Annotated in this window: 17 protein-coding genes and 1 pseudogene; 10 read left to right on the top strand and 8 right to left on the bottom strand. The window is 59.4% G+C overall.

The window, feature by feature from the left end:
- Positions 1-9: 9 nt before the first annotated feature.
- The 3 genes from DSM107133_RS16925 to DSM107133_RS16915 form a co-directional block, all read right to left on the bottom strand.
- Entirely contained in the window at positions 10-2,076 is a 2,067-nt protein-coding gene (locus tag DSM107133_RS16925; RefSeq protein ID WP_240310572.1) for a phage tail protein, read from the bottom strand.
- Between the two features lie 123 nt (positions 2,077-2,199).
- On the bottom strand, positions 2,200-2,868 hold the full coding sequence (locus tag DSM107133_RS16920) for a hypothetical protein (RefSeq protein WP_114294135.1): 669 nt from the start codon (positions 2,866-2,868) through the stop codon (positions 2,200-2,202).
- Positions 2,865-3,611 carry a DNA methyltransferase gene (locus DSM107133_RS16915; RefSeq protein WP_240310573.1) on the bottom strand — a complete coding sequence of 249 codons (747 nt, stop codon included), beginning with the start codon at positions 3,609-3,611 and terminating at the stop codon, positions 2,865-2,867. Before DSM107133_RS16915 ends, DSM107133_RS16920 begins: the two co-directional genes overlap by 4 nt.
- A gap of 4 nt (positions 3,612-3,615) precedes the next feature.
- Between DSM107133_RS16915 and DSM107133_RS16910 the strand changes: the two genes are divergently transcribed.
- The gene (locus DSM107133_RS16910) at positions 3,616-4,116 is read left to right on the top strand and encodes a hypothetical protein (RefSeq protein ID WP_240310574.1); all 501 of its coding nucleotides are present in this window, start codon (positions 3,616-3,618) and stop codon (positions 4,114-4,116) included.
- Between the two features lie 11 nt (positions 4,117-4,127).
- Here DSM107133_RS16910 and DSM107133_RS16905 read toward each other — a convergent pair whose 3' ends face one another.
- Entirely contained in the window at positions 4,128-5,102 is a 975-nt protein-coding gene (locus tag DSM107133_RS16905) for a helix-turn-helix domain-containing protein (RefSeq protein ID WP_240310575.1), read from the bottom strand.
- A gap of 35 nt (positions 5,103-5,137) precedes the next feature.
- On the opposite strand from DSM107133_RS16905, the pseudogene DSM107133_RS16900 reads away from it, so the two are divergent.
- Positions 5,138-6,034, top strand: a pseudogene (locus DSM107133_RS16900) (site-specific integrase); the annotation flags it as partial.
- A 13-nt stretch (positions 6,035-6,047) separates the two neighbouring features.
- Here DSM107133_RS16900 and DSM107133_RS16895 read toward each other — a convergent pair.
- On the bottom strand, positions 6,048-6,647 hold the full coding sequence (locus tag DSM107133_RS16895; RefSeq protein WP_114294138.1) for a hypothetical protein: 600 nt from the start codon (positions 6,645-6,647) through the stop codon (positions 6,048-6,050).
- Positions 6,648-7,142: 495 nt separating this feature from the next.
- On the opposite strand from DSM107133_RS16895, the gene DSM107133_RS16890 reads away from it, so the two are divergent.
- On the top strand, positions 7,143-10,862 hold the full coding sequence (locus DSM107133_RS16890) for an AAA family ATPase (protein WP_114294139.1): 3,720 nt from the start codon (positions 7,143-7,145) through the stop codon (positions 10,860-10,862).
- A 426-nt stretch (positions 10,863-11,288) separates the two neighbouring features.
- On the opposite strand, the gene DSM107133_RS16885 is transcribed toward DSM107133_RS16890, so the two are convergent.
- Complete coding sequence (locus tag DSM107133_RS16885; protein ID WP_243253597.1) at positions 11,289-11,843, bottom strand: acyl-homoserine-lactone synthase; 555 nt, start codon at positions 11,841-11,843, stop codon at positions 11,289-11,291.
- Positions 11,844-12,221: 378 nt separating this feature from the next.
- Between DSM107133_RS16885 and DSM107133_RS16880 the strand changes: the two genes are divergently transcribed.
- The 6 genes from DSM107133_RS16880 to DSM107133_RS16855 all read left to right on the top strand — a co-directional run bounded on the left by DSM107133_RS16880 (position 12,222) and on the right by DSM107133_RS16855 (position 18,048).
- Positions 12,222-13,598: a HAMP domain-containing sensor histidine kinase gene (locus DSM107133_RS16880; RefSeq protein WP_114294175.1), complete on the top strand. Its 1,377-nt coding sequence runs from the start codon at positions 12,222-12,224 to the stop codon at positions 13,596-13,598.
- Positions 13,599-13,835: 237 nt separating this feature from the next.
- A complete protein-coding gene (locus tag DSM107133_RS16875; RefSeq protein WP_114294141.1) occupies positions 13,836-14,960 on the top strand; it encodes a DUF3734 domain-containing protein in 1,125 nt (374 codons plus the stop codon).
- Complete coding sequence (locus tag DSM107133_RS16870) at positions 14,957-15,703, top strand: acetoacetate decarboxylase (RefSeq protein WP_114294142.1); 747 nt, start codon at positions 14,957-14,959, stop codon at positions 15,701-15,703. Before DSM107133_RS16875 ends, DSM107133_RS16870 begins: the two co-directional genes overlap by 4 nt.
- Positions 15,704-15,740: 37 nt before the next feature.
- Positions 15,741-16,523 (top strand): 3-hydroxybutyrate dehydrogenase, encoded by a 783-nt coding sequence (locus DSM107133_RS16865; RefSeq protein WP_114294143.1) that lies wholly within the window; start codon positions 15,741-15,743, stop codon positions 16,521-16,523.
- 42 nt (positions 16,524-16,565) lie between these two features.
- On the top strand, positions 16,566-17,081 hold the full coding sequence (locus tag DSM107133_RS16860) for a DUF1269 domain-containing protein (protein WP_114294144.1): 516 nt from the start codon (positions 16,566-16,568) through the stop codon (positions 17,079-17,081).
- 373 nt (positions 17,082-17,454) lie between these two features.
- Entirely contained in the window at positions 17,455-18,048 is a 594-nt protein-coding gene (locus tag DSM107133_RS16855; protein WP_162792066.1) for a PH domain-containing protein, read from the top strand.
- Positions 18,049-18,382: 334 nt separating this feature from the next.
- Here DSM107133_RS16855 and DSM107133_RS16850 read toward each other — a convergent pair whose 3' ends face one another.
- Both DSM107133_RS16850 and DSM107133_RS16845 read right to left on the bottom strand, forming a co-directional pair.
- The gene (locus tag DSM107133_RS16850) at positions 18,383-19,753 is read right to left on the bottom strand and encodes a HAMP domain-containing sensor histidine kinase (protein WP_114294146.1); all 1,371 of its coding nucleotides are present in this window, start codon (positions 19,751-19,753) and stop codon (positions 18,383-18,385) included.
- Positions 19,740-20,417: a response regulator transcription factor gene (locus DSM107133_RS16845; RefSeq protein WP_114294147.1), complete on the bottom strand. Its 678-nt coding sequence runs from the start codon at positions 20,415-20,417 to the stop codon at positions 19,740-19,742. Before DSM107133_RS16845 ends, DSM107133_RS16850 begins: the two co-directional genes overlap by 14 nt.
- A 196-nt stretch (positions 20,418-20,613) precedes the next feature.
- Between DSM107133_RS16845 and DSM107133_RS16840 the strand changes: the two genes are divergently transcribed.
- Positions 20,614-21,159, top strand: coding sequence for a DUF308 domain-containing protein (locus tag DSM107133_RS16840; protein ID WP_114294148.1), 546 nt, complete (start codon positions 20,614-20,616; stop codon positions 21,157-21,159).
- Positions 21,160-21,161: the final 2 nt, after the last annotated feature.

The raw sequence follows: 21,161 nt of genomic DNA, 5'->3' as shown, positions 1-21,161 counted from the left end.
AGAGTCCTCTCAGAAGTCAGTTTCGACGTAGACGCCGGAGCAGTCGTAGGCGACGGCCGCAGCGGTCGCGCCGGTGTTCATGTAGTTGCGTGGGCTCAAAAGCTGGGTGGCGGCAGGCATGTCGGTGGTGATGGTGAACTCGACTGCAGTCCCACTGACCTCTTCAACCACCCGCAGGCCAACATCCGAGCCATTCGGGGAGGCCGCGATATAGAGCGACAAGACGATGGTGGTACTGGCCACCGGAAAGCTACTGCCCAGATCGGTCAGCGTTGGCGCGCCGCTACCATCGTTGTGCACCAGCTGCCAGTTCGTATGGGTGCCGCGCTGGAACCCGATACCGATGCAGTTGACCGCTGCCGCCAGTGTCAGTGTGGTCGCCAGCGCAGCAGTCGAGCCATAAAGGCCGAAGAACCCCATTCCGGTCGCCTGCAATGTCGTCATCGACAGCCGGTTGACGTAGCTCCATCCACCAAGCCCGTCGGCATTGCCGCGCCAGCAGACCCATCCGGCAGACCGTTCTTCAGCCACCGCATCCACTGTGGCGGCGCTGGTCACGCGCCAGCGGCGCATGCTGGTCGAGAGGTTGGTGGTGGTACTTAGCGTGCGCTTGACTGCACCGCCGTCGCGGATTTCCACCTCGTAGGCTTCACTGTCTTCCGCGAGGGGCACATCGCCAGCGCCCCAGGTATCAGCTGCCAGCGATCGCGACCGGCGCGTCCAGCGGATCGTCAGATCGCCGGGATTGCGAGCCGTCCGCCACGGCTGTTCGACATGGCCCACTGAAAACGGCCGCAGCCCAGCGCCCTCGGGCGTGAACGTGGTGGCGACAAAGGTCTCGTCACTGACTGGCTTAGACGCCGGGCCAGTGCGCCAGTTCCATGGCAACCCGAGATCGGCTTCGGAAATCGGCAGGGTGGCAAGGGCCGTATCCAGCACCACCACCCGCGCGCCGGTGGCCACGACGCCAACGATTGCGTGTTCGGTGCCGCGCTGGCCGCGCAGCAGCCGGGTCAGGCGATAGCGGCCGGGCGCGATCAACTCGGCTGTGCCTGCCTGGATGATTTCCCAGTGCCCAGCGCCGGTCTCGACGGTCAGAGCATTCGCCCCGCCCAGCAATGCGATGTCTGTGACGCTCTCGAGGGTACCGGAATAGAGATCGATGACTAACGCATTGCCGAGATCGAACCTCGAGACCGGCCCCGCATAGAAGTCAGCTGCGAGCACGCCCATCCGCGCCCGCGTGCCGAAGGTGGTCAGCAGGGCAAAGCCGTCAGTGGCGGCGCTGCGGTAGACGGCGATCTCACCGGGCCATGGTTTGGCATGGGCTGCAACCATGGGGCGATGCGCAGGTTGATCCTCGCGCAGCTGCGGCAGGTCCAAGAACACGACGTCCGGAGCGCCAAAGACTGTGGGCGTTGACAAGGACGCTGGGCGGGGTTCGCCGGGTGGCAGATCATAGACTGCCCGATCCTGACGCACCGCATCGACGCTGCGCAGGTCGGAGTCAGCGATGGACACGAGCCGCATTTCCGTCAGACGGCCATCATGATCGAACAGGATCACATCGCAAGGATCCAGCGCCAGGCTTGAAGGCGGCAAGCGGAACACAGCACTTTCCCGACCAACCCACGCTTCCATCAGCGCGCGACGGCAGCGGCGCTCTGCTTCTTCGGGTGGCACAGCGATAGGGAACGCCTCGGAAGCGATGCGGGTGGTATCCACGGTGATGCGCCGCGCTTCGACCTGCGCTGCGTCATAGTCCTCGTCTGCCCGCGCGACCTGCCACTTCAGCGCCTGCGGCAGTTCGGTTTCCTGCGCCCGGGTCAGTTCCATGACGTCGCCTTGCGCCGATGATGGTGCCACCATGCTGTCGGGGGCAATTGTCAGACTGGCAATGCGGCCGCGCATCAGAAACTTGATCCTTCCCTCACTCTCGACCGCATCGAAGCCGAAGTGCCGGGCCAAGGTACTGATCGACGCGCGCGGGGCTTCCAGAGCCGAGATCACATAACCTTCGACCGCACCCCAGAGGCCGGAGACGTCGATCAGTTCCTCGGGCATTCCGGCCCGCAAGCAGAGCTGTCGGACGAGGGCCGCCAGCGAGACCGCGCCCAGCCGCCCGGTCAGCCAGTGACCCAGCCGCCAGTTCGGCCCGTCGGTCCAGACATCAGTCAGTTCAGGAAAGAACGGATAGCCTCAATGCTTGTGTGAGCGTTGCCATGGCCGCAACTTCGGCATCGCTGCCATCACCTCGATATCTCGCAGCATGCGCCCTACCACCAACCCATCCCGCACCCAATCCAGCGCCTTCCACCAATCTTCATATCCGCGACGAGCGGACTCAATCTGCTCGGGGTGAGGCCGCCAGGTTACCGGGCAGGCCAAAACCTCGACCGTGCGCCATTTGCCTCGCGTTAGCACCCGTTCGGTGCCAACCACCACCGTCGTTGACCGCTCGCCGTGCTGATTACGCTTGGTCTCCACGGGCACACATCGCGGCACCACCCTTGGCATCCAGTCAGGGGTCAGTCCTGCGCGGGCCAGTTCCGCCACGCGGATCGCCATGCGGATGCCACCGAGGCTGTCGGGCATCCCGGCGACGGTGGCGGCAATTACTTCGGCGTCGGCATGGGTGTAGCTGCCCATCTTGTGCTGACCGCCGTCAACCTTGCAGCCCAACGCCCCACGCTGCATCAAAACGTACTCGAGACCGAACCCAAAGCCTTCCTCAACCACATCTTTCGGCGGGGGCAGTTCCAGCTGCGCCTTTTCCACCCGAAACGCCCATTCCAGCGCCGCCTGCACGCCCAGCGCACGTTTGATCCGACCGACGCTCGCGCTGCCGATCCGTCCCTGCATGCTCATGGCAGCAATCCTTCAAAGAGGTTCATTTGGGTTGGGCTCGTCGGTCCCTCGCTCGGCCGCCATATCCATGGGCCCGAGGCCATGGGCAGCCGCGAGAGTGCGCCACGCATGTGCTGCTGCCAGTGGGTGAACTCCGTTTCCGAGCAGGCGCAGAGCGCGTGCCCGATGGGCCAGCCCATCAGCCATCCGACGAAGAGCGGGTTCAGCCGCCGTCGTGATCGGCCCTTCAGGATCCGCCGTGAGACGACGCGCCCATGCGAGGCAATCATCGAAGCCCAGAGCGGGCGCGAGATCGGGGCGTGCAGTAAGGACTGCCGACCACCTGGCATGATCGCCGGGTCCGGGTGGATGAAGCCCTGTTCGGCCCGGTAATGCAGGATATCCATCCGGGACTTCCCATCCGCCCGGGTCACGCTGGCCGAGCTGCTGCCCTTCCAGTTCTGCGCGGCCGGTGTCGGCCACTGGATCGCCTGAGCGCTCAGCTTCGGCTCGCCCCGGCTGTTGATCTTGCCGCGCAGCCGGTCCACCTGATCGTCCGCAACGGGGGTCTGCCATTGCGCCGCCTGGGCTGGCAGTGGTGGCGTCCCGCCCGAGCCATAGCTCTGGCCTGGCCCGCCCTTCGCGCCATCCGTCGCTTTCGGCGTTGACCAGTTGGTGATGCACAGCGCCAGCGCCTCGGCCTTGCGGGTAAAGTCGCTGTTCCCGGCCGGGTTGTAACTGGCGGTGCCGGGATGCAGGCTCATCGGTGTGGGCCAGGATGAAGATGCGCTGCCGCTGGTGCGGCGCGCCGACTTCTGCCGCACTGAACAGGCCCGCCGCAGGCGTGTAACCCATTGCCCAAAGCTCTCGCAGCACGGTTTCAAGGCCGAGACTGACGTGCCCGGAGACATTCTCAACGAAGACCCATTCGGGGTTGCATTCGCAGATGACACGGGCGACCTCGGGCCAGAGGTGCCGGGGATCGTCGGCACCGCCGCGTTTGCCAGCGGCGCTGAACGGCTGGCAGGGATATCCGGCGAGGACGATGTCGAAGGCACCGCGGAAGGGGTGGGCATCGAAGCTATGCAGGTCGTCCCAGATCGGCGCGGGCGCGAAATATCCTGCGCGCTGGGCGGCGATGAGGACGGAGCGGGGCCAGTCCTCCCAGTCGACAAATGCGCGGGTGTGGAAACCGGGCTCGGCGAGCATAAGAGCCAAATCAAGGCCTCCGCCGCCTGCGCAGAGGGACAATCCGTGCCGGGGACGTGACACCATGCCATTCACACCACTCCCCGCATCCGTAGGCGTTCTGGGGTGACGAGCCCGCGTGCCAGCATCAATCCGCACATGGCGGTGCTGATCATGTTTTGGGGCAGGTATTCGTCTGAGTTCACCTTCGCCGCATAGAACGTCGCCGTTTCATCGGGGCTGGGCCGTGGTTTGCTTTGGGCTTTGCTTCTGCCTTTGGCTTTCACGGAATTGGCAGCCGCCTGGGCATCGTGCCTTGCGGCGCGTTCCATGAACCGGTCGAGGGCTTTGGGCCCGTCGGGCGGATTGGGGTGATCGCGACGCGTTTCGGTGGCGACTTCGATGATCCGATCCTCGGAGAGCCCGAGGTCGTCGATCCAGCGGTGCACATGGGTTCTGGCTGGCGCTCCCTGCCACCAGGCAGGCAGGCTGGCATTTGCGGCAAAGCCCAGCGAGTTCAGAAGATTTGCGATGAACAAATCAAAATCAGCCTCGCGCGCAGCCGCGTCCTCCTCCTTCTTTACTGATTGACTTAGTGGTTCTCTTACAAGGTTAGTGTCCGGATTCCGGACACGGCTTTGGCCCTTTTCCGGACACGGGTCGGTGTAAAATCCGGACACGGCTTTTGGGTGGGTCCCGTGTCCGAAATCTGGACACGGATCAGCCGCGCCAGGTGCATCGAGACCGCATGTGCCCGTGTCATCGCCGATTTTCACCACGCCTGCGTTTCCGTGTCCGATTTCCGGACCCGGCACCACATCAGCCGGTGTGAAGCCGCGCTCAAATCCCAGGATGTAGCGGGTGGGCAGCTGGCGCTTGGTCACCGGATCGATCCGGGGCACGCGGCGCAACAGGCCTCCTGCCTCGAGCTGGCGGAGGTGATCGTTCAGCGTCGAGCGGCTGATCTCGCAATCGTGGGCCAGCCGCACCTGTGACGGGAAGCAGCCAAAGTCCGGGTTGAACCGGTCGCAAAGATGCCAGAGCACGATTTTGGTGGTGGGTTTCAACCCGCGCTGCTTGATGGCCCAATTGGTGGCGTCAGCGTGAGACCAAACGTGAGGCACCGCGCGTCACGGACCTGATCGAACGCTACTGCGCCGAGCATCTGCCAAAGCTGTCGGACCGCAGCGCGGCCGACCAGCGATCCGCGCTGGCAAAACTTGTGGCACCCGTCTGGGGCCGGAAACTGGTGACGGAAATCACGCAGACCGACGTCGACAAGCTGCTGACCAAGATCGCTGCGGGCCGGGCCCGCCCGCATAAGGACAAGCCAAACAACCGGGCGCGCAAATTGCAGCCCGCAAAACCTACCCCGGTGCGCGCCAACCGCATAGGGGAAGTCCTGCGCAAGATGTTCACGCTGGCCGTCCAATGGGGGTGGTGCGTGGACAACCCCGCCCAGCGCTTCCATCGGCGCATCGAAACCCCGCGCGAGCGGTTTCTGTCGCAAGAGGAAATTGCCAGTCTCGCCGCAGCCCTTGATGCTGCGGAAGATCGCCGCGCCGCCGACATCATCCGCATGTGCATGCTGACCGGAGCCCGGCTGGGCGAGGTGCGACAGTCGCGGTTTGAACAGTTCAACCTCGAACACATGAGCTGGTCGAAGCCGCCCGCCATGACGAAACAGCGCCGAGCGCATCGCGTGCCGATCTCGGACGAAACCGCAGCTATCGTGCGGCAGCGCCAGCTTCTGGTGCCGCGTGGCACGCCGTGGTTATTCCCAGGCGATGTGCCCGGCCAGCCGGTGCAAGAGGTGCGCCGGTTCTGGGCGCAGATCCAGAAGACGTGCGGACTGTCTGACGTGCATATCCACGACTTACGCCACACCTTCGCCTCGCTGCTGGTCAGTGGGGGCGCGTCACTGGAAATGATCGGCAAGCTGCTGGGCCACAGTCAGATGCAGACGACCCTGCGCTATGCGCACCTGATGGACTCGCCGCGAACCCGAATCATCACGCATCCTCCCGCCGCACGGCTTTCCATATTGGTGTGATCCGCCGCCGAATGCTGCGGCTGTCGGGCATCTTCTTGCCGTCCGTCTGATCCGCGAACCATTCCTGCATCTCGGCGACCAGTTCGGCTTGGGTTGGGGGAAATCCGTGGTCGTGAATACGCAAGATCAGGGCAACCATCATCCCCTCCCAATCGTAGGATGTTGCGGCACCCGGCCCCGATGCCACGCGCCGAACCATGTCGTTTTCTTCCTCGAATGCATGGACCTCCTCAGCCAAGATCATCATGTCAGCGATTGCGACGGGGATGCCGCCAGCTGGCTCTGTGATCAGCAGCCAGTCCTGGCGGCCCAGAGGCTGAATGCGGCGCATGACGCCTTCAGAAGGGCCAGTGCCACACCGGCGGAACAGCGGGAGCAATTCCATCGGGGACAGGACGACCTTGCCAGCAACGATGTCCTCGCCGCAGCTGACAGCTGCGATCCCGGTCAGGATCTGAAATCTGCCCGTATCGGCCCAACCCGCGATATCTGCGATGTTACAACCCCAGCGCGCGGAGGCCTCGTGAAGGGTGAAAAACACGCGGGGCGGCAGGGCCATGATCGATACATCCTCATCTGGACAGAGGACGAGCCGTACTCAAACCGCCTGCTGCCCGCGCCGGGAAGGCGCAGAGTAAGTATGATCGGAGACAACGCCGTTCAGAGCGCCAAAGCGCTGCGACCTTGTCCAAAGTGCCATTCCGATAGACCTGTTATGCTTTTGGTTGAGGACTGCTCTCCCCACACGTGCAGATTGCATCGGGCTTAGATTCGGAGCAAGAGGGGGGGACGAAAGTCGCTGTGGATAAATCCAAATTTCGAAATATTGGAGCTTCAAGCAAATTGGGAGGCATTGAGCCACGATGGTATCTTCGATGAAAGAGCTGACGTCGGCCACCAGCGATGAATAGCGCAAGGTGGCAAGCGAACCCAAACAATCCGAAGTTGAAATTATCTCTAGTAGTCGGTTGTCGCCTAGGTGCATTTTGTAATCGTAGAGGCTAGCCTCGAGGAAAACCTTTAGAATCTTTTAAATGCGGGAATCTTTCTAGCCATGACCACCCATCTTTCGGCTCGCCTCACTTGGCATGACACTGGCTGGAATGGCCGCATCTGTTCAGCTCCCGGTCTCAATTCCGCATGTATGGAGCACGAGCATGTTCGCGAGGGCCGCGATTTGAATGTCGAGGTGCCGAATTCGGGATGTGAGCTTTCCCGACTCTTGGGAACGACTGGGTACATGCCACCTTGCGCGCGTGACGCCAACACCTTCGGACACCAAACGTACATGATCCGCCACAACGACCCAGTTCCAGGTCGTGCCCTGCCTTCGGTCGATGAAGAAATACCTGCGTTTTCGATTTGTCCAACGCCATATCGATGGATGCTAGAGGCCAGCTTTCGGGATATCGTTGAAGACGAAAATTTGCTGATCCGTGGCCCAGTGTCTGCAACGCCCGGAACTTGGGTACAGGAGGACGACCGCCAACGAGCTTTGCTAGATCGCTTTTGGGGCAAGCTTGATGCTGGTGCTTCACTCGTCTTTTTCTACTGCAATCGAGGCAATGCCGTTGATGACGATGCGAACCGATTGATCGTTGGCGTCTCGCGTATTATGGAGGTTGCCGAGCCTAGTTTTTTTGGGGCGAGCAGCAAAATCCCAGGGCGCTTTCCGGTGTGGTCGCGCCGGTTGACGCATGACCATCAGAATGGTGGTGTCCGGATCCCTTACCAAGAGTATATTGCGGCGGGTCTTGATGTTGAAACGATCACATGCCGCCCGCCGCGCGACCTCTTGTTGCCATTCTCCTATGTCGCCGAGCACCTTAGCGACGGGCAGGCTGTGTCAGCTCTTCTAGCGATCATTTCGATCGTTGAACGTCTGCAGTCTGATCAAGCTAGCGGTCAAGGCGTGCCTGGAGACTGGGGTGGTGCGCTGGAATGGTTGAACAGCGCCCTTGATGAGGTATGGGCGGGCCGGGGTGCGTATCCTGGCATGGGTGCACTACTTCGCCATTTGGGCTACGAACGTGGCGTTGCCTATCATGCGACCGTTTTGCGCGACATCGAGCGACGTGGTGTTGACCCATGGGAGCACCTTAGCGGTGTTCTGGAGCGCCGTATTTCGGCGGAGGCAGGGCACGAAGAGGGCCTCGCTCGTGCAGCTGCAGAATGGCAGAAGCAAAAGCCGTCCCGACAGCTCCTTGAGCTTCTCGTTCAGTTCGAACTGACCAGCGACCAGTTTTCCGGAATCGCCAATGCCGCAGTTCGCAAAGAGCGTGGCATCGAGGCCTCCAACGAGGCGATCATCGAGAATCCCTACTGCCTTTATGAACAGGACTTTGGAACTGACAAAAGTGCTCCTGTGGGGCTAGAGGTCATTGACCAAGGTATGTTGCCGGAGGGGGAGGCAGCGCACTTTCGCAAAAATCCACCATTGGCACGAAATGATCGCCGACGCGTGCGGGCAGTAATGCGATCTGTTCTCAGGGATGCGGCTGATAGTGGCGATACAATTCTTCCACTCGAAACGCTCATCACGCGAACCATGGCGCATTTTCCCGAGTCTAGACGCTGCAATCCTGACCTTGAAGTCGTCTGGGACTCCGACGACCGACAGTTCTACGATAAGATTATCTGGTTCAAATCAATCGACACGCCTGCGACATGGCACATTGAAACCGCCAGCTCCGAGAGCGGAGTCAGTATCCCTGATGAATTGTCAGAGTTGCAAGATGACCTAGGGGCAGCGGAACAGGACGACGGCGTAGTGCCGGAGCTGCGTCTTGTCGCCCTCAAGCGTGTGCGGCGCTGCGAGATCGAAATCGCGCAAGTCGTTCGTGAGCAGGTCGGTCGGCTAAAAGACCTCCCCGAGGCTGGACCTGACTGGGGCGTCATCCTGACAAAGCCAAAGACCGAGGGTGGGTTTGGCACTCCTGAGACAGCACGAGAAGCCAATGCGCTCACCGAAAAGACGGCTGCGCTGGAGACCCTTTATCGAAATCGCTTGAGTGTTTTGACTGGAGGAGCAGGTACGGGAAAGACATCGGTTCTTAAGGCCTTCCTAACAACACTTCGTGAGGTTGAGGGTCCTCGCAGTCTACTCTTGGCTGCTCCCACCGGAAAAGCGCGCGTCCGCCTGCAGACCGCTTCCGGCTATCGCGCCTCCACGATTCATCAAATCTTATGGGACGTTGGCCTTTTGGGAAGTAATTACAGGCTCTTAGATCAGCCGCTCAAAGGGAAGATGACATACGCGACCGTGGTAATCGACGAGAGTTCGATGCCATCGGTTGAACTTCTCGCGGCCCTATTCCGCGGAATCGCCACAAAGGCAATCATGCGGTTGATCTTCGTCGGAGACGTGTTCCAATTGCCGCCGATTGGTCCTGGGCGGCCCTTCCTTGATATTTTACGGTGGCTGCGAAAAGAACATCCTAGCTGCATTGCGGAACTCGAAACATGCATGCGTGTCGAGAGTGTCGATGGCGAAGAGATGGTTAGTTCCGGTCTGCGTCTGGCTGCTGGGTATCGCGACGAGAGTGGGCCGGGGGATGACGAAATCATCGCACGTGCCGCTCGGTGCCAGAATATTGGCGACTTGTCACTATTGGCATGGGAGGATCACGACGATCTATTGGTCAAGATCGACCAGGCCCTCAATATGATCGGCATTGCTCCCGGTGATAACTCTGCGTTTGACGCATCGCTCGGCATCACGACAAAGGATTGGAAGCACTCTGAATCTTGGCAAATCCTGACTCCAACGCGTATCCACGCTTTTGGAGCCGCTGAGATCAACCGAGTGATACATGATAGGTATCGCGCGCGCGAAATTGGCAATGCCACTAATCCGTACGGACGATTGCCCGGTCCAATGGGCGATCAGGGCATAGTTATTCGTGACAAAGTGATGCAGGTCGTCAACCAACCAAAGTGGCTTCCCAAGGACTCCAAAGGCTTGCGTTTTGTAGCCAACGGCGAGATCGGCCTTGTTACCCAGTCTTGGAAGAAGAAAAGCAAAGACGATTTCGATAAGATGTTTGTGGCCTTTTCCACCCAACCGGAAGCCGAGTACCGCTATGGGAAGTCTGAGGTGAAAGATGGTCTCGAACTTGCTTACGCTCTAACTGTCCATAAAGCACAGGGAAGTGACTTTGGGACGGCTATCGTAGTTCTGCCTCGGAAGGCAGCAACGTTGTCTCGTGAGTTACTTTACACAGCTCTTACCCGCTTCCGAGATCGTCTCGTCGTGTTGGTCGAACGAGACACAGCTGTTCTCGACCAGATGCGAAATCCTATTTACTCCGAGACCGCCCGGCGGAGCACGTTCATGTTTGATCTGCTGATAGGTGATACTGCTGGCGACTTGCAACTACCAGACCGCTACAGGCCGGAAGGACTGATCCATCGCGCTCAAGACGGAACTCCGATGCGATCCAAGAGTGAGGTTATAGTGTATGAAGTACTGAGCGGTCTGGGACTAGCGCCTGTTTACGAGCAACGGCTTTATTCGCAGGGAAGTGAAACTGATTACTGCTTGCCCGACTTCACAATTCAGCATGGAGGGAAAACGTGGTATTGGGAACATCTCGGAATGCTGAACCGGCCTCAGTATCGCGAGGATTGGATCCGCAAGGAGGCTTGGTATCATCGGAACGGTTTTGCGGATCGGCTCTTAACTTCGAAAGACCATGAAGGTGGTCCTGGTGGCATACTTTACGCAGATGAAGTGCGCTCTCTGGCGCGCGATAGAATTCTTGGTACAGCATGAAGGGTCAGGACAAGACGGAGTTTAGGTCCCTTTTTGCTTACAATGATTCAGCGGCGCATTGGACGACCTACATCAACGCTACATCAACCTGCGACTGAATGTTTCACGCTGGTTTTGCAGGTTTATCCGGGCGAATGCTGGTGAGCGAAGGGATAGAAATCGTGCCTGTTCAAAGACTTATCGTGCAAGTGACTGATAATGATCAGTTATTGGAAACGCATGCTTCAAGGCTCATAACCTGAAGGTCGTAGGTTCAAATCCTACTCCCGCAACCAAAATTACAAAACATTATCAATACGCTAACAGCCGCTCTCAGGGCGGTTTTTTGTTTCTGGCGTGCCGAAAACCCGTGCGACACCTTCCCTAAAGATTACAAGTGGTTACGAGCATCTGCACAGTAATTTTGGCCAGCTCGCCCCTATGCCGTCACGATGCGGTGGCGGTTGGCATCTGGTCCCAGTCAACTGCCGAACTCACGTTCATGATTGCGGCTTGGGTGTTGTCGCCGCTGATGTGCAGCTTGGGGCCCATCGGAACTGCGCTGTATCCCAGCCGCGTCATCCAGCGCTGGAAAATGGCAGGCACGATGCCGATGACAAATTTTGCACCCTGCGCATTGGCCGAACGCGCCATAGCGTTCATCAGCTTCAACTGGATCAGCATCCGCCGCTCGGCAGAAACATCCTGGGCGATGAACAAACGTGTCGCTTCGATGACGTGCGGGGCAACGGGTGCTTCTTCGTATAGCACTGTTTCCGGAATGTCCTGAATAAGCCCGCGCTGCGCGTCCCGCAGCATATAGCTGTAGCAGCCGCAGTGCGCAGTGGTCGGCAGCAGCCTGACACCCGCCAGAACACGCCCGAATTCATGCACGACCACGGCCGAGCTTTCGGGCGTATCGTATTGATCGAATTCCATGCCGTCCGTATTGGGAAGATCCCATTTCTTGTGGTCGATAAAGACCCGTTTCCGGGCCCGCAGAAAATCGACATACAGCTCACCAAAGCGGTGCTGGTTTGTTACCGAAATGGTTGTTTCTGCAATTCTGCCAGAACTGTCATTATGCGCGTCGATGTTCTTGAACTGGGACTTGCGCGTGTAAGATCGGTCAGTCCCACCCGCTTTCTCGGGTGTTTGCGGGCGCAGTCCGGGGAATTTTGCCGCTGACGACCCCATTTTAGCAGACGTTTCCATCTTGGCCTGATACCCTCAGAAGTGTGTGTATATCTTATATACAACTAATACGATTAGCCCACATTTCCGCCACTATACTGACAATTTTTAACGCTAAATTGGCTTTGTTGATTTTTCTGCAACAATGATGGGCGTGCCGGACAGGCTCGGAACCGAAATATGGAGATGACCAAGATCGCTGCTCCCGATACGCAAGTAAGGCTGCGGACTGCCGTGACGTGGGCGGATCGGCACCGGCTGAAGGATTATGCCGAGGTCGGGCAGAAGCTGTTCGTGCAGCGTATCGTCATCTATTCGGCGGCGATCCTGCTGACCGGGTTTTACTATGACTGGACCACCGCGGCCTTTTATTATGCCGCGGTATGGTTCTGCGAAGCCTATGATGGCATAGTCTTTCGTCGCATCCTGACGCGTCAGTCCATGACCCCGCGCGCCTTTCGCAAGGACATGAGCAGGCTTTACATCGGCACGGTTCTCAGCGCGCTTACCATCAGTTTTTTCTGCATTGCGATTGCAACGCTACAGGGCAACGAGGGTGGCCATTTCTTCCCGCTGTTCATGCTTGTCTCGGCGTCTATCTTCGCAGCCATGAACAATCACCATTTCCTGCTGGTGCTGGGAATACGGCTGGCCATCTATGTGACAGCCATCCTGTTCATCCCGATTCGCGATGTCTGGATCGTTAACCCTCCATTGTCCTCCGAAATCTGGATGAGCCTGTTCACGGTGGTTTTCGTCCTTGGATTCATTGTTGAACTGGCCAGAAATTTTCTGGTTGGCTATAACGCACAGCTGGATCGGCGCATCGAGCTGGAAACCGAGCACAAGCGTGCGCTGGCGGCCTATGAGGCCAAAACGCGCTTTCTGGCCACGGTCAGCCACGAATTGCGCACGCCCCTGACCTCTATCAAAGGTGCCCTGGACATCATCAATTCCGGTGTGCTGGGCGAAGCGCCTGCCAAAATGCAGCGATTGCTTGAAATGGCCGGACGCAACAGCGACCGGCTGGGCGATCTTGTCGGAGACCTTCTGTTCCTCCAGTCCTCGGATGCGGGGCGCATGGTCTTGAACCTCGAACGGCTTGATCTGGCGGTCCTTTCACAAGGCGCCGTCGAGCAAACCCTCCCCTATGCGCAACGCATGGGGGTGTCGATCCATGCCGATGTCGCGCCCGGCAAGTTCTGGATTGAAGCTGATCAAAAACGGGTCGAACAGGTTCTGCTGAACCTGTTGTCAAATGCGGCCAAGTTTTCCAGGGAAGGTGGCGAAGTGCAGGTTGCAATCGTGTCCTTTGAAGATCAGGTGCGCCTGACGGTGAAAGATCAGGGTATCGGTATCCCCGATGGTTGCGAGGGGCAGATCTTTGAAGAGTTCTTCCAGCTCGACAGTCAGGATGATCGCAAGTTCGAAGGCACAGGGCTGGGGCTTAGCATCTCGAAACGTATCGTCGAGGCCCACGGCGGCCAGATCAGCTATGAAAGCACGATCGGCGTCGGAACCACCTTTATGGTGGATTTCGCTTCTGCCGACCCGCTGGCCTGATCCGCGCAATCGCAGTGCAGGTCCTTTCTTGGGCGAATCGCCAGTCTGCATTCCGGCGCTGAAACCCCGGCATTATGTGGCAACAATGTGGCTGGCAGCCGCTGCGCCCTGATCCCCTGCCTCTGCGGGTTTCATACATTTATGTAAGTTTCACACAAACTGGGGGATCACCCCGCCCGTCATAACAGGCTCAACACCTGTCGCTGATTCACGCGGCAGCAGTTGGAGTTGAGTGTTATGGCACAGATCAAAGAACACACCGTGCTTGTCCTGCAAGGCGGCGGGGCACTGGGCGCCTATCAGGCCGGTGCCTATGCCGCATTGTCCGCAACGGGGCAGGAACCCGACTGGGTGGCGGGCATTTCCATCGGTGCAATCAACGCCGCGCTGATTTGCGGGAACGCACCGGGCAACCGCGTGGCGGCGCTGCGTAACTTTTGGGGGCGTGTCAGCGCGCGCCTGCCCGCGCCAATCTGGGATACCGGCCCCCTTGGCCGGATGCTCTATGGTGAAGCGGCTGCCGCTGCCGTCATGGCCACCGGCGTGCCGGGGTTTTTCAAACCGCGCTACGCGACCGCATTCTTGCCCGATACACCCAACGCCGCAATCAGCGTCTACGACACCTCCCCGCTGCGCGACACGTTGCTGGAGTGTGTCGATTTCGACTATCTGAACACCCAAGGCCCGCGTCTGAGCGTCGGGGCGGTAGATGTTGAAACCGCGAACTTTGTCTATTTCGACAGCGCCAAAACGCAGATCACCCCCGAACACATCATGGCCAGCGGTGCCTTGCCCCCCGGATTTGCCCCCGTGGAAATCGACGGGCGCAGCTATTGGGATGGCGGGCTGGTATCGAATACGCCGCTGCAATTTGTCATGGACAATCTGGGCCGCGATCCGGCGTTGATTTTCCAGATGGACCTGTTCAGCGCCCGCGACGCGGTGCCTGCCACGCTGGCAGATGTGGCGCAGCGCCAAAAGGATATCCAGTATTCCAGCCGCACCCGTCTGACCACCGACCGCTATCGCCAGTTGCACAGCATCCGAATGGCGGCCAACCGGCTTGCCGCCCAACTGCCCAAAGACCTGCGCGACAATCCCGACCTGCGCGCGCTTCAGGCCACAGGCCCAGCATGTCCGATCACGCTGGTCGAACTGATCCACCGCAAACAAGGCTTTGAAGGCAGCGCCAAGGATTACGAGTTCTCGCGCCTGTCCATGACCCAGCACTGGGACGCAGGCGAACAGGACGTGCAGCGCACCCTGTCGCACCAAGACTGGCACAGCCGCGTTGCAGGTCAGGACGGTTTGCAGCTGTTCGATCTGGGCGCACCAACCCCATCCAAAGGAGACAGAAAATGAAAATCACCGACGTCACCGCCCAGGCTTTCTCGATGCCGCTGACCAGCCCGTCCTATCCGCGTGGTCCCTACCGCTTTGTGAACCGCGAATTTCTGATCATCACTTACCGCACAGACATCGATGCCCTGCGCGCGGTGGTGCCGGAACCGCTGGAAGTGACCGACCCGCTTGTCAAATTCGAGTTTATCCGAATGCCCGATTCAACCGGATTTGGCGACTACACGGAATCCGGTCAAGTGATCCCTGTTAGCTACAAGGGGCAAAAAGGCGGCTATGTGCATGGCATGTACCTGAACGACGACGCCCCGATTGCCGGCGGGCGCGAAATCTGGGGCTTTCCCAAAAAGCTGGCCGAGCCGGCGCTGCGCGTCGAAAGCGAAACGCTGGTGGGCACGCTGGACATGGGATCGGTGCGCGTGGCCACCGGCACCATGGGCTATAAGCATCGCCCGCTGGACCATGACGCGGTGCTGCAAAGCCTGCGCGCGCCCAGCTTCCTGCTCAAGATCATCCCCCATGTCGATTGCACCCCGCGCATCTGCGAACTGGTGCGCTACTACATGACCGATCTCACCCTGAAAGGCGCGTGGGAAGGTCCCGCCGCGCTCGATCTGCACGCACATGCGCTGGCGCCTGTCTCGGACCTGCCTGTGCGCGAGGTTGTCGGCGCGGTGCATCTGGTGGCTGACCTGACGCTGGGGCTGGGCGAGGTCGTGCATGATTATCTCGATCCCGCCCGCTGAACTCCTCTTAACCTCCTGACCAAAAGGAACCGGAACCATGAACCTCAAAGACAAAATCTGCATCATCACCGGCGCGGCCAGCGGCATCGGCCTTGGCATCGCCAAACGCTATGTGGCCGACGGCGCGCGTGTCGTCATTGCCGACCTCAAGCTGGACGTGGCCGAAAAAGTGGCCCAAGAGCTGACCGCCCGGGGCCCCGGCAAGGCGATGGCGGTGGAAATGAACGTCACCGATGAAAAACAGGTGAACGATGGCGTAGCCAAGGTGGTCAAGGCATGGGGCGGCGTCGATGTGCTGGTGTCCAATGCGGGCATCCAGATCGTGCACCCCTTGCAGGATTTCCCCTTTGACGAATGGAAAAAGCTGCTGTCGATCCACCTCGACGGCGCGTTCCTGACCTCCAAGGCCTGCCTGCCACACATGTACAAAGCCGGGGGCGGGTCGATCATCTTCATGGGCTCGGTCCACTCGAAAGAAGCCTCGCCGTTGAAATCGGCCTATGTCACCGCCAAACACGGTCTGTTGGGGCTGGCCCGCGTGATCGCCAAGGAGGGCGGCGACAAAGGCGTGCGCGCCAATGTGATCTGCCCCGGCTTTGTCAAAACCCCGCTGGTCGAAAAACAGATCCCCGAACAGGCCCGCGACCTTGGGATCTCCGAGCAAGAGGTCGTCGACAAGGTCATGCTGGGCGAAACCGTGGACAAGGAATTTACCACCGTCGAAGACGTGGCCGATGTGGCCTGGGTCTTTGCCGCCTTCCCGACCAATGCGCTGACAGGCCAGTCGCTGAACGTCAGCCACGGCTGGTCGATGACCTGACGGGATGGCCCGCCGAAACTCTGAAACCCAAGGAGAAAGACAATGAACGAACTTATCGTCATCGGGTATGACACCCCCGAAACCGCCGAAACCGCCCGCACCGAGCTGTTTGGCATGTCCCGCGAATATCTTGTCGATGTGGCCGACGCCGTCGTTGCCACAGCCGATGCAGATGGCAAGATCAAGCTGAACCAGATGGTCAACACCTGGACCGTCGGGGCCACCGGCGGTGCCTTTTGGGGGCTGTTGGTGGGGCTTTTGTTCTTCAACCCTCTGCTGGGCGTCGCCGTGGGCGCAGGGGCAGGGGCGCTGTCGGGCGCCTTGGCCGATTACGGCATCAACGACGGCTTTATGAAAGATGTCGCCACTGTGCTGCAACCGGGGCAGGCGGCCCTGTTCATGATGATGCGCACCGAAGCCAGCGACCGTGTGGTCAAACGTCTGGGCATCAAGGGCGGGCACATCATCCGCACCAACCTTGACCGCAGCAAGGAAGACCACCTGCGCCGCGTCTTTAACGAAACCCACGCAGGGATCAGCGAAGACACCGCTGCCTGAGTGTAGCCGACGATGGCCCGACAGGTCCGCCCTGTCGGGCCATTGTGTTGCGCAATAGGGGCGCAAGTCGGAGCATGGTTCAAACTGCTGCAAACTCCACTTCGGAGGGCCGTTCAACAAAGGGTGGTTTTTGGACGGATGAAAATCCCAAAGCGGACGCGGGTTGTGAGGCACATGGATGTCCGGTGAGCGGGACAAAGGGTGAATTCGCTGCGGCTGTGCGGATGTCCGCATTCGGTTGCAAATGCACTGTCAGATCTATGCAACCTATTGAACCGCAGTCGGTTTTCGGTAAGTTGTTGACAAGAACGGGGTGGCACAAGCTAGCATTCGCCCTCGACTGGCATTTTTTATAATTGGCTTAGGAATGAAAATGAATAATTTGGAGCAATATCAATCACTAACTGGACAAGGCGATTGGGCGGGAATATTTGAACTTAACGGACTCAAAATAGATACTTTCGGCACCAAGAAAGAACTCAAGGTTCTCGGAGAGTACCTGCAAGAAGACGAAGTCGTGTTTGCCTTGGTATCGGGCGTAATGACTCAAAGCGAAACGTCAAACGATTTTGATTTTGGGGCAAATACTTGGGTCGCCGCTTTGACCAGCGAACGCATATTGTGCCTAGATCATGCGATGTTGTCTTCTTCCGTCGATACTCAGAGCATACGGTTAAATCGGGTACAAGCCGTTTCAGCTTCACAAGGGTGGGTATTGGGGAAGATCACAATCGATATTGGCGCAAGGCTGGTCGTTATTGATAACTGTGTGAAATCAGACGTGAAAATCTTTGCAGAGCTGGCAAATCAACTTATTAGAGAAAAAGAAGAGACGGCAACACCTCCATCTTCGGCGATGATTTCCGTAGCTGACGAAATTGGGAAGTTAAATGAACTGCACAAAAGCGGTATTCTGACCGATGGTGAATTCTCAGAAGCCAAAGCAAAGTTAATTGCCAAACTTTAGAACTGTGTCAGGACCCATGCCCAGATAGCCTGTGCGAAACTACCTAGCTTAGCTGAGCGCTCCCATACAATAGCAGTCACTCGTGCACGATGCAGCATCAGCTTGTTTGGGCTTGTTCCCGCCATCCGCCGCACTGCGCACCAACAACCGCTTTTGGGAAAGTCATCCCTCGCCCTGCCCTTCCAAAAACGCTCGTTATTGACACACCCGCAAAATACCTTGTTTGATGCTGCCACAAACCCCCTTCAAAACCCAAGATGTTGTTGAAGGTTATTGGCGCGTATGGGCGCCGACATCCGCACAGCATGCGGCATTGGCGAACGTCATCTGACCCTCAGCACGCGTGCGTAACCCTATCGATCACAGGAACAAACGCCACCGCCACCCGCAGCCCCGGCGCATTGTCGGCTAGCGTGATTGTGGCCCCGTGCCGGTCGGCCACGCTTTTGACCAGCGTCAGCCCCAGACCGTTGCCACCCGTGCTGCGGGCCTGTTCGGCGCGGAAAAACGCATCGAACACCCGCGCCTGATCCGCCTTGGCGATGCCGGGGCCGGTGTCTGCCACCTCGATCAGGGGGCCTTGGGCCGTGTCGGACAAACGCAGCGTGATGTGGGTGTCGTCGCGCCCGTGGGTGACGGCGTTTTGCAGCAGGTTGGCCAGCATCTGCGTCAACATCCGCGCGTCGCCGCGCACGTCCAAACGCGCGGCCTCTGGCAGCTCCAGCGTCATGGTCTGCCCGCTTTCCTCGGCCACCACCTGATAGGTTTCGGCAATGTCGCGCACCAGTGCGACCAGATCCACCTGCTGTGGCTGGAATACCCCCTGATCGGCATCAATGCGCGCGATCCGCAGAATCGCATCGAAAATGCCGTTCAGATTGGTCAGCTCGACATGGATGTCTTCCAGCGTGGCCTGCGGCAGATGGCCCTGCTCGGCCTGCATCAGCGCATGTTCCATCCCCAGCAAGGAACGCGCCAGCGGGCGTTTCAGATCATGCGAAATGGCAACGGCACTGGCCCGCGTTTCGGCCATCAGAGCCGACAGGCGGTCAAGCTGGTCGTTCATGGTCTGGGCGATCCGGTCGACCTGATCGTTTGCTGCGGCCACCGGCAGACGCACATCGGTTTCCCCGCCTGCAAAGCGCTGCAAGGCCCGTCCCATCTGCTCCAGCTTGCCCTGTACGCTGCGGCTGGTCAGATACCCCAGCGCGACAAAGGCCAGCGCCAGAAGCGCCCCGATACTCATCAGCGTGCGGATGAAAATGAATTCGACCCGCTGCAAGGGTGCCAGCGCCTCGCCGATGACAAAGCGATGGCTGCCGATCTGCTCTGCGCGCAGGTAATAGGGTTCGCTTTGCCCCTCGGCACCGGTGGGCACCTGCCGCACATGCCAGCCCGCAACCGGCATCGACAAATCGAAACCTCCGCCAATCCGGGTGTCGCTGGCATCACGCACGCTCAGCACTTCGGCCCGCGACGCGGTTTTGCCCAGATACGCGGCCACCGCCGCATCGCCCCCCTGTGAATAGATCGAACGGTACATCCCGATCACCGGTTCCGCCCGCGCGCGCACCTGCCCGTATTGCTCCTCTTGCAAATAGCGGTAGCCGGCAACCGCCGTCAGCACGAATACGATGGCCAGCACCAGCGTCGCATAGACGGTGACGCGAAACGCCCCGCCGGAAAAGACGTTACCGCGGTCCATGCATCGAATATCCGGTGTTGCGCATGGTGTGGATCAAGGCCACGTCAAACGGTTTGTCCACCTTGGATCGCAGGCGGCTGATGTGGGTTTCGACCACGCTGGTGTTGGGGTCAAAGTTGAAATTCCACACCTTTTCCAGCAGCATCGTGCGCGTCACCACACGCCCCGCGTTGCGCATCAGGATTTCCAGCAAGGCAAATTCCTTGGTCTGCAATTCGATCAGCTGGTGCTGGCGCTGCGCGGTGCGCGCCAGCAGGTCCAGCGTCAGGTCATGCACCACCAGTTCGGTCTGGCTGACATGATCGGTGCGCCGCCGTGTCAGCGCCAGCACGCGTGCCAGCAGTTCCGAAAAATGAAACGGCTTGGCCAGGTAATCATCGGCCCCCGCCTGCAAACCTTCCACGCGGTTGTCCACGTCGCTGAGGGCGGTCAGCATCAGCACCGGCATGTTCTTGCCCGCCGCGCGCAGCGCCTTCAGCACGCTCAGCCCGTCCATGCCCGGCATCATCCGGTCCAGCACCGCCACCTCGCAATCATTGTACATGCAATAGCTCAGCGCATCGCGCCCGTCCGACACATGATCGACACTGTGCCCGTTTTCTTCAAAACCGGTGATGACAAATTTGGCGACAGCGGCGTCGTCTTCGGCAAGCAGGATTTTCATAAGGGCCATGGTTCCGTGGGGCTGCGCATCCGGCTGGCGCGCTGTTTGTGATCCGGTGCCCCGATCATCGACAAGCAGGTTAAGATAGACAAGCCTGCAACGGGTTTCTTAACAATAAGTAAGGTTCGCACAAGGGTGGGGCCTGTTGCGATAGCTATCTGGATGTTGCGCAATATGCCCTTTCAAGGAGAACACCATGCCCGATCTGTCCCCCCATCCGACCACACGTCGAACCCCCTACAAGACCTTTCGCACCGTGGGCATCGTCTTTGCCCTGCTCGGGGTGCTTGCCATCGCCGTCCCTGCCGCCGCCACGGTGATTGTTGAACAGCTTGTCGCATGGCTGATGCTGTTCTGGGGCATCGCGGGCCTGTTGTTTGCCCGCTCGTTCAAGGCATTCTCGGAATGGAAGATCGTCGCTGCAGGCTTTGTCGTTGTGGCGCTGGTCGGGCTGTTTTTCCTGTTATCGCCGGGCATGGGGGCTGCGTTCATGACAGCGCTGCTGATCGCCGTGTTCCTGATGGAGGGCATCCTGTCGATCCTGCTGGGCCTCAGGATGAGCGGCCAGATCGCCCATTGGCAATGGATCGTCGCCAGCGGCGCCTGTTCGTTCCTGCTGGGGGCGGTCATTCTGTCCCAGTGGCCCCAGACCGCGAACTGGATCGTCGGTTTTCTGGTCGGCCTGAACTTCCTCAGCACCGGCATTGCCATGTTGCTGGTCGCGCGGGCGGCCAAACCCTAAGA

The sequence above is a fragment of the Pseudosulfitobacter sp. DSM 107133 genome (genome assembly GCF_022788695.1).
Lineage (GTDB): Bacteria > Pseudomonadota > Alphaproteobacteria > Rhodobacterales > Rhodobacteraceae > Pseudosulfitobacter.
Note: the sequence above shows the minus strand (reverse complement) of the source record. Positions and strands in the feature narration are given on the sequence as shown.

Coding starts and splice junctions, on each gene's coding strand:
- DSM107133_RS16920 (WP_114294135.1), bottom strand. CDS start 2,868: ATGAGCATGCAGGGACGGATCGGCAGCGCGAGCGTCGGTCGGATCAAA.
- DSM107133_RS16915 (WP_240310573.1), bottom strand. CDS start 3,611: ATGAGCCTGCATCCCGGCACCGCCAGTTACAACCCGGCCGGGAACAGC.
- DSM107133_RS16895 (WP_114294138.1), bottom strand. CDS start 6,647: ATGGCCCTGCCGCCCCGCGTGTTTTTCACCCTTCACGAGGCCTCCGCG.
- DSM107133_RS16890 (WP_114294139.1), top strand. CDS start 7,143: ATGACCACCCATCTTTCGGCTCGCCTCACTTGGCATGACACTGGCTGG.
- DSM107133_RS16880 (WP_114294175.1), top strand. CDS start 12,222: ATGACCAAGATCGCTGCTCCCGATACGCAAGTAAGGCTGCGGACTGCC.
- DSM107133_RS16875 (WP_114294141.1), top strand. CDS start 13,836: ATGGCACAGATCAAAGAACACACCGTGCTTGTCCTGCAAGGCGGCGGG.
- DSM107133_RS16870 (WP_114294142.1), top strand. CDS start 14,957: ATGAAAATCACCGACGTCACCGCCCAGGCTTTCTCGATGCCGCTGACC.
- DSM107133_RS16865 (WP_114294143.1), top strand. CDS start 15,741: ATGAACCTCAAAGACAAAATCTGCATCATCACCGGCGCGGCCAGCGGC.
- DSM107133_RS16860 (WP_114294144.1), top strand. CDS start 16,566: ATGAACGAACTTATCGTCATCGGGTATGACACCCCCGAAACCGCCGAA.
- DSM107133_RS16855 (WP_162792066.1), top strand. CDS start 17,455: ATGAATAATTTGGAGCAATATCAATCACTAACTGGACAAGGCGATTGG.
- DSM107133_RS16850 (WP_114294146.1), bottom strand. CDS start 19,753: ATGGACCGCGGTAACGTCTTTTCCGGCGGGGCGTTTCGCGTCACCGTC.
- DSM107133_RS16845 (WP_114294147.1), bottom strand. CDS start 20,417: ATGAAAATCCTGCTTGCCGAAGACGACGCCGCTGTCGCCAAATTTGTC.
- DSM107133_RS16840 (WP_114294148.1), top strand. CDS start 20,614: ATGCCCGATCTGTCCCCCCATCCGACCACACGTCGAACCCCCTACAAG.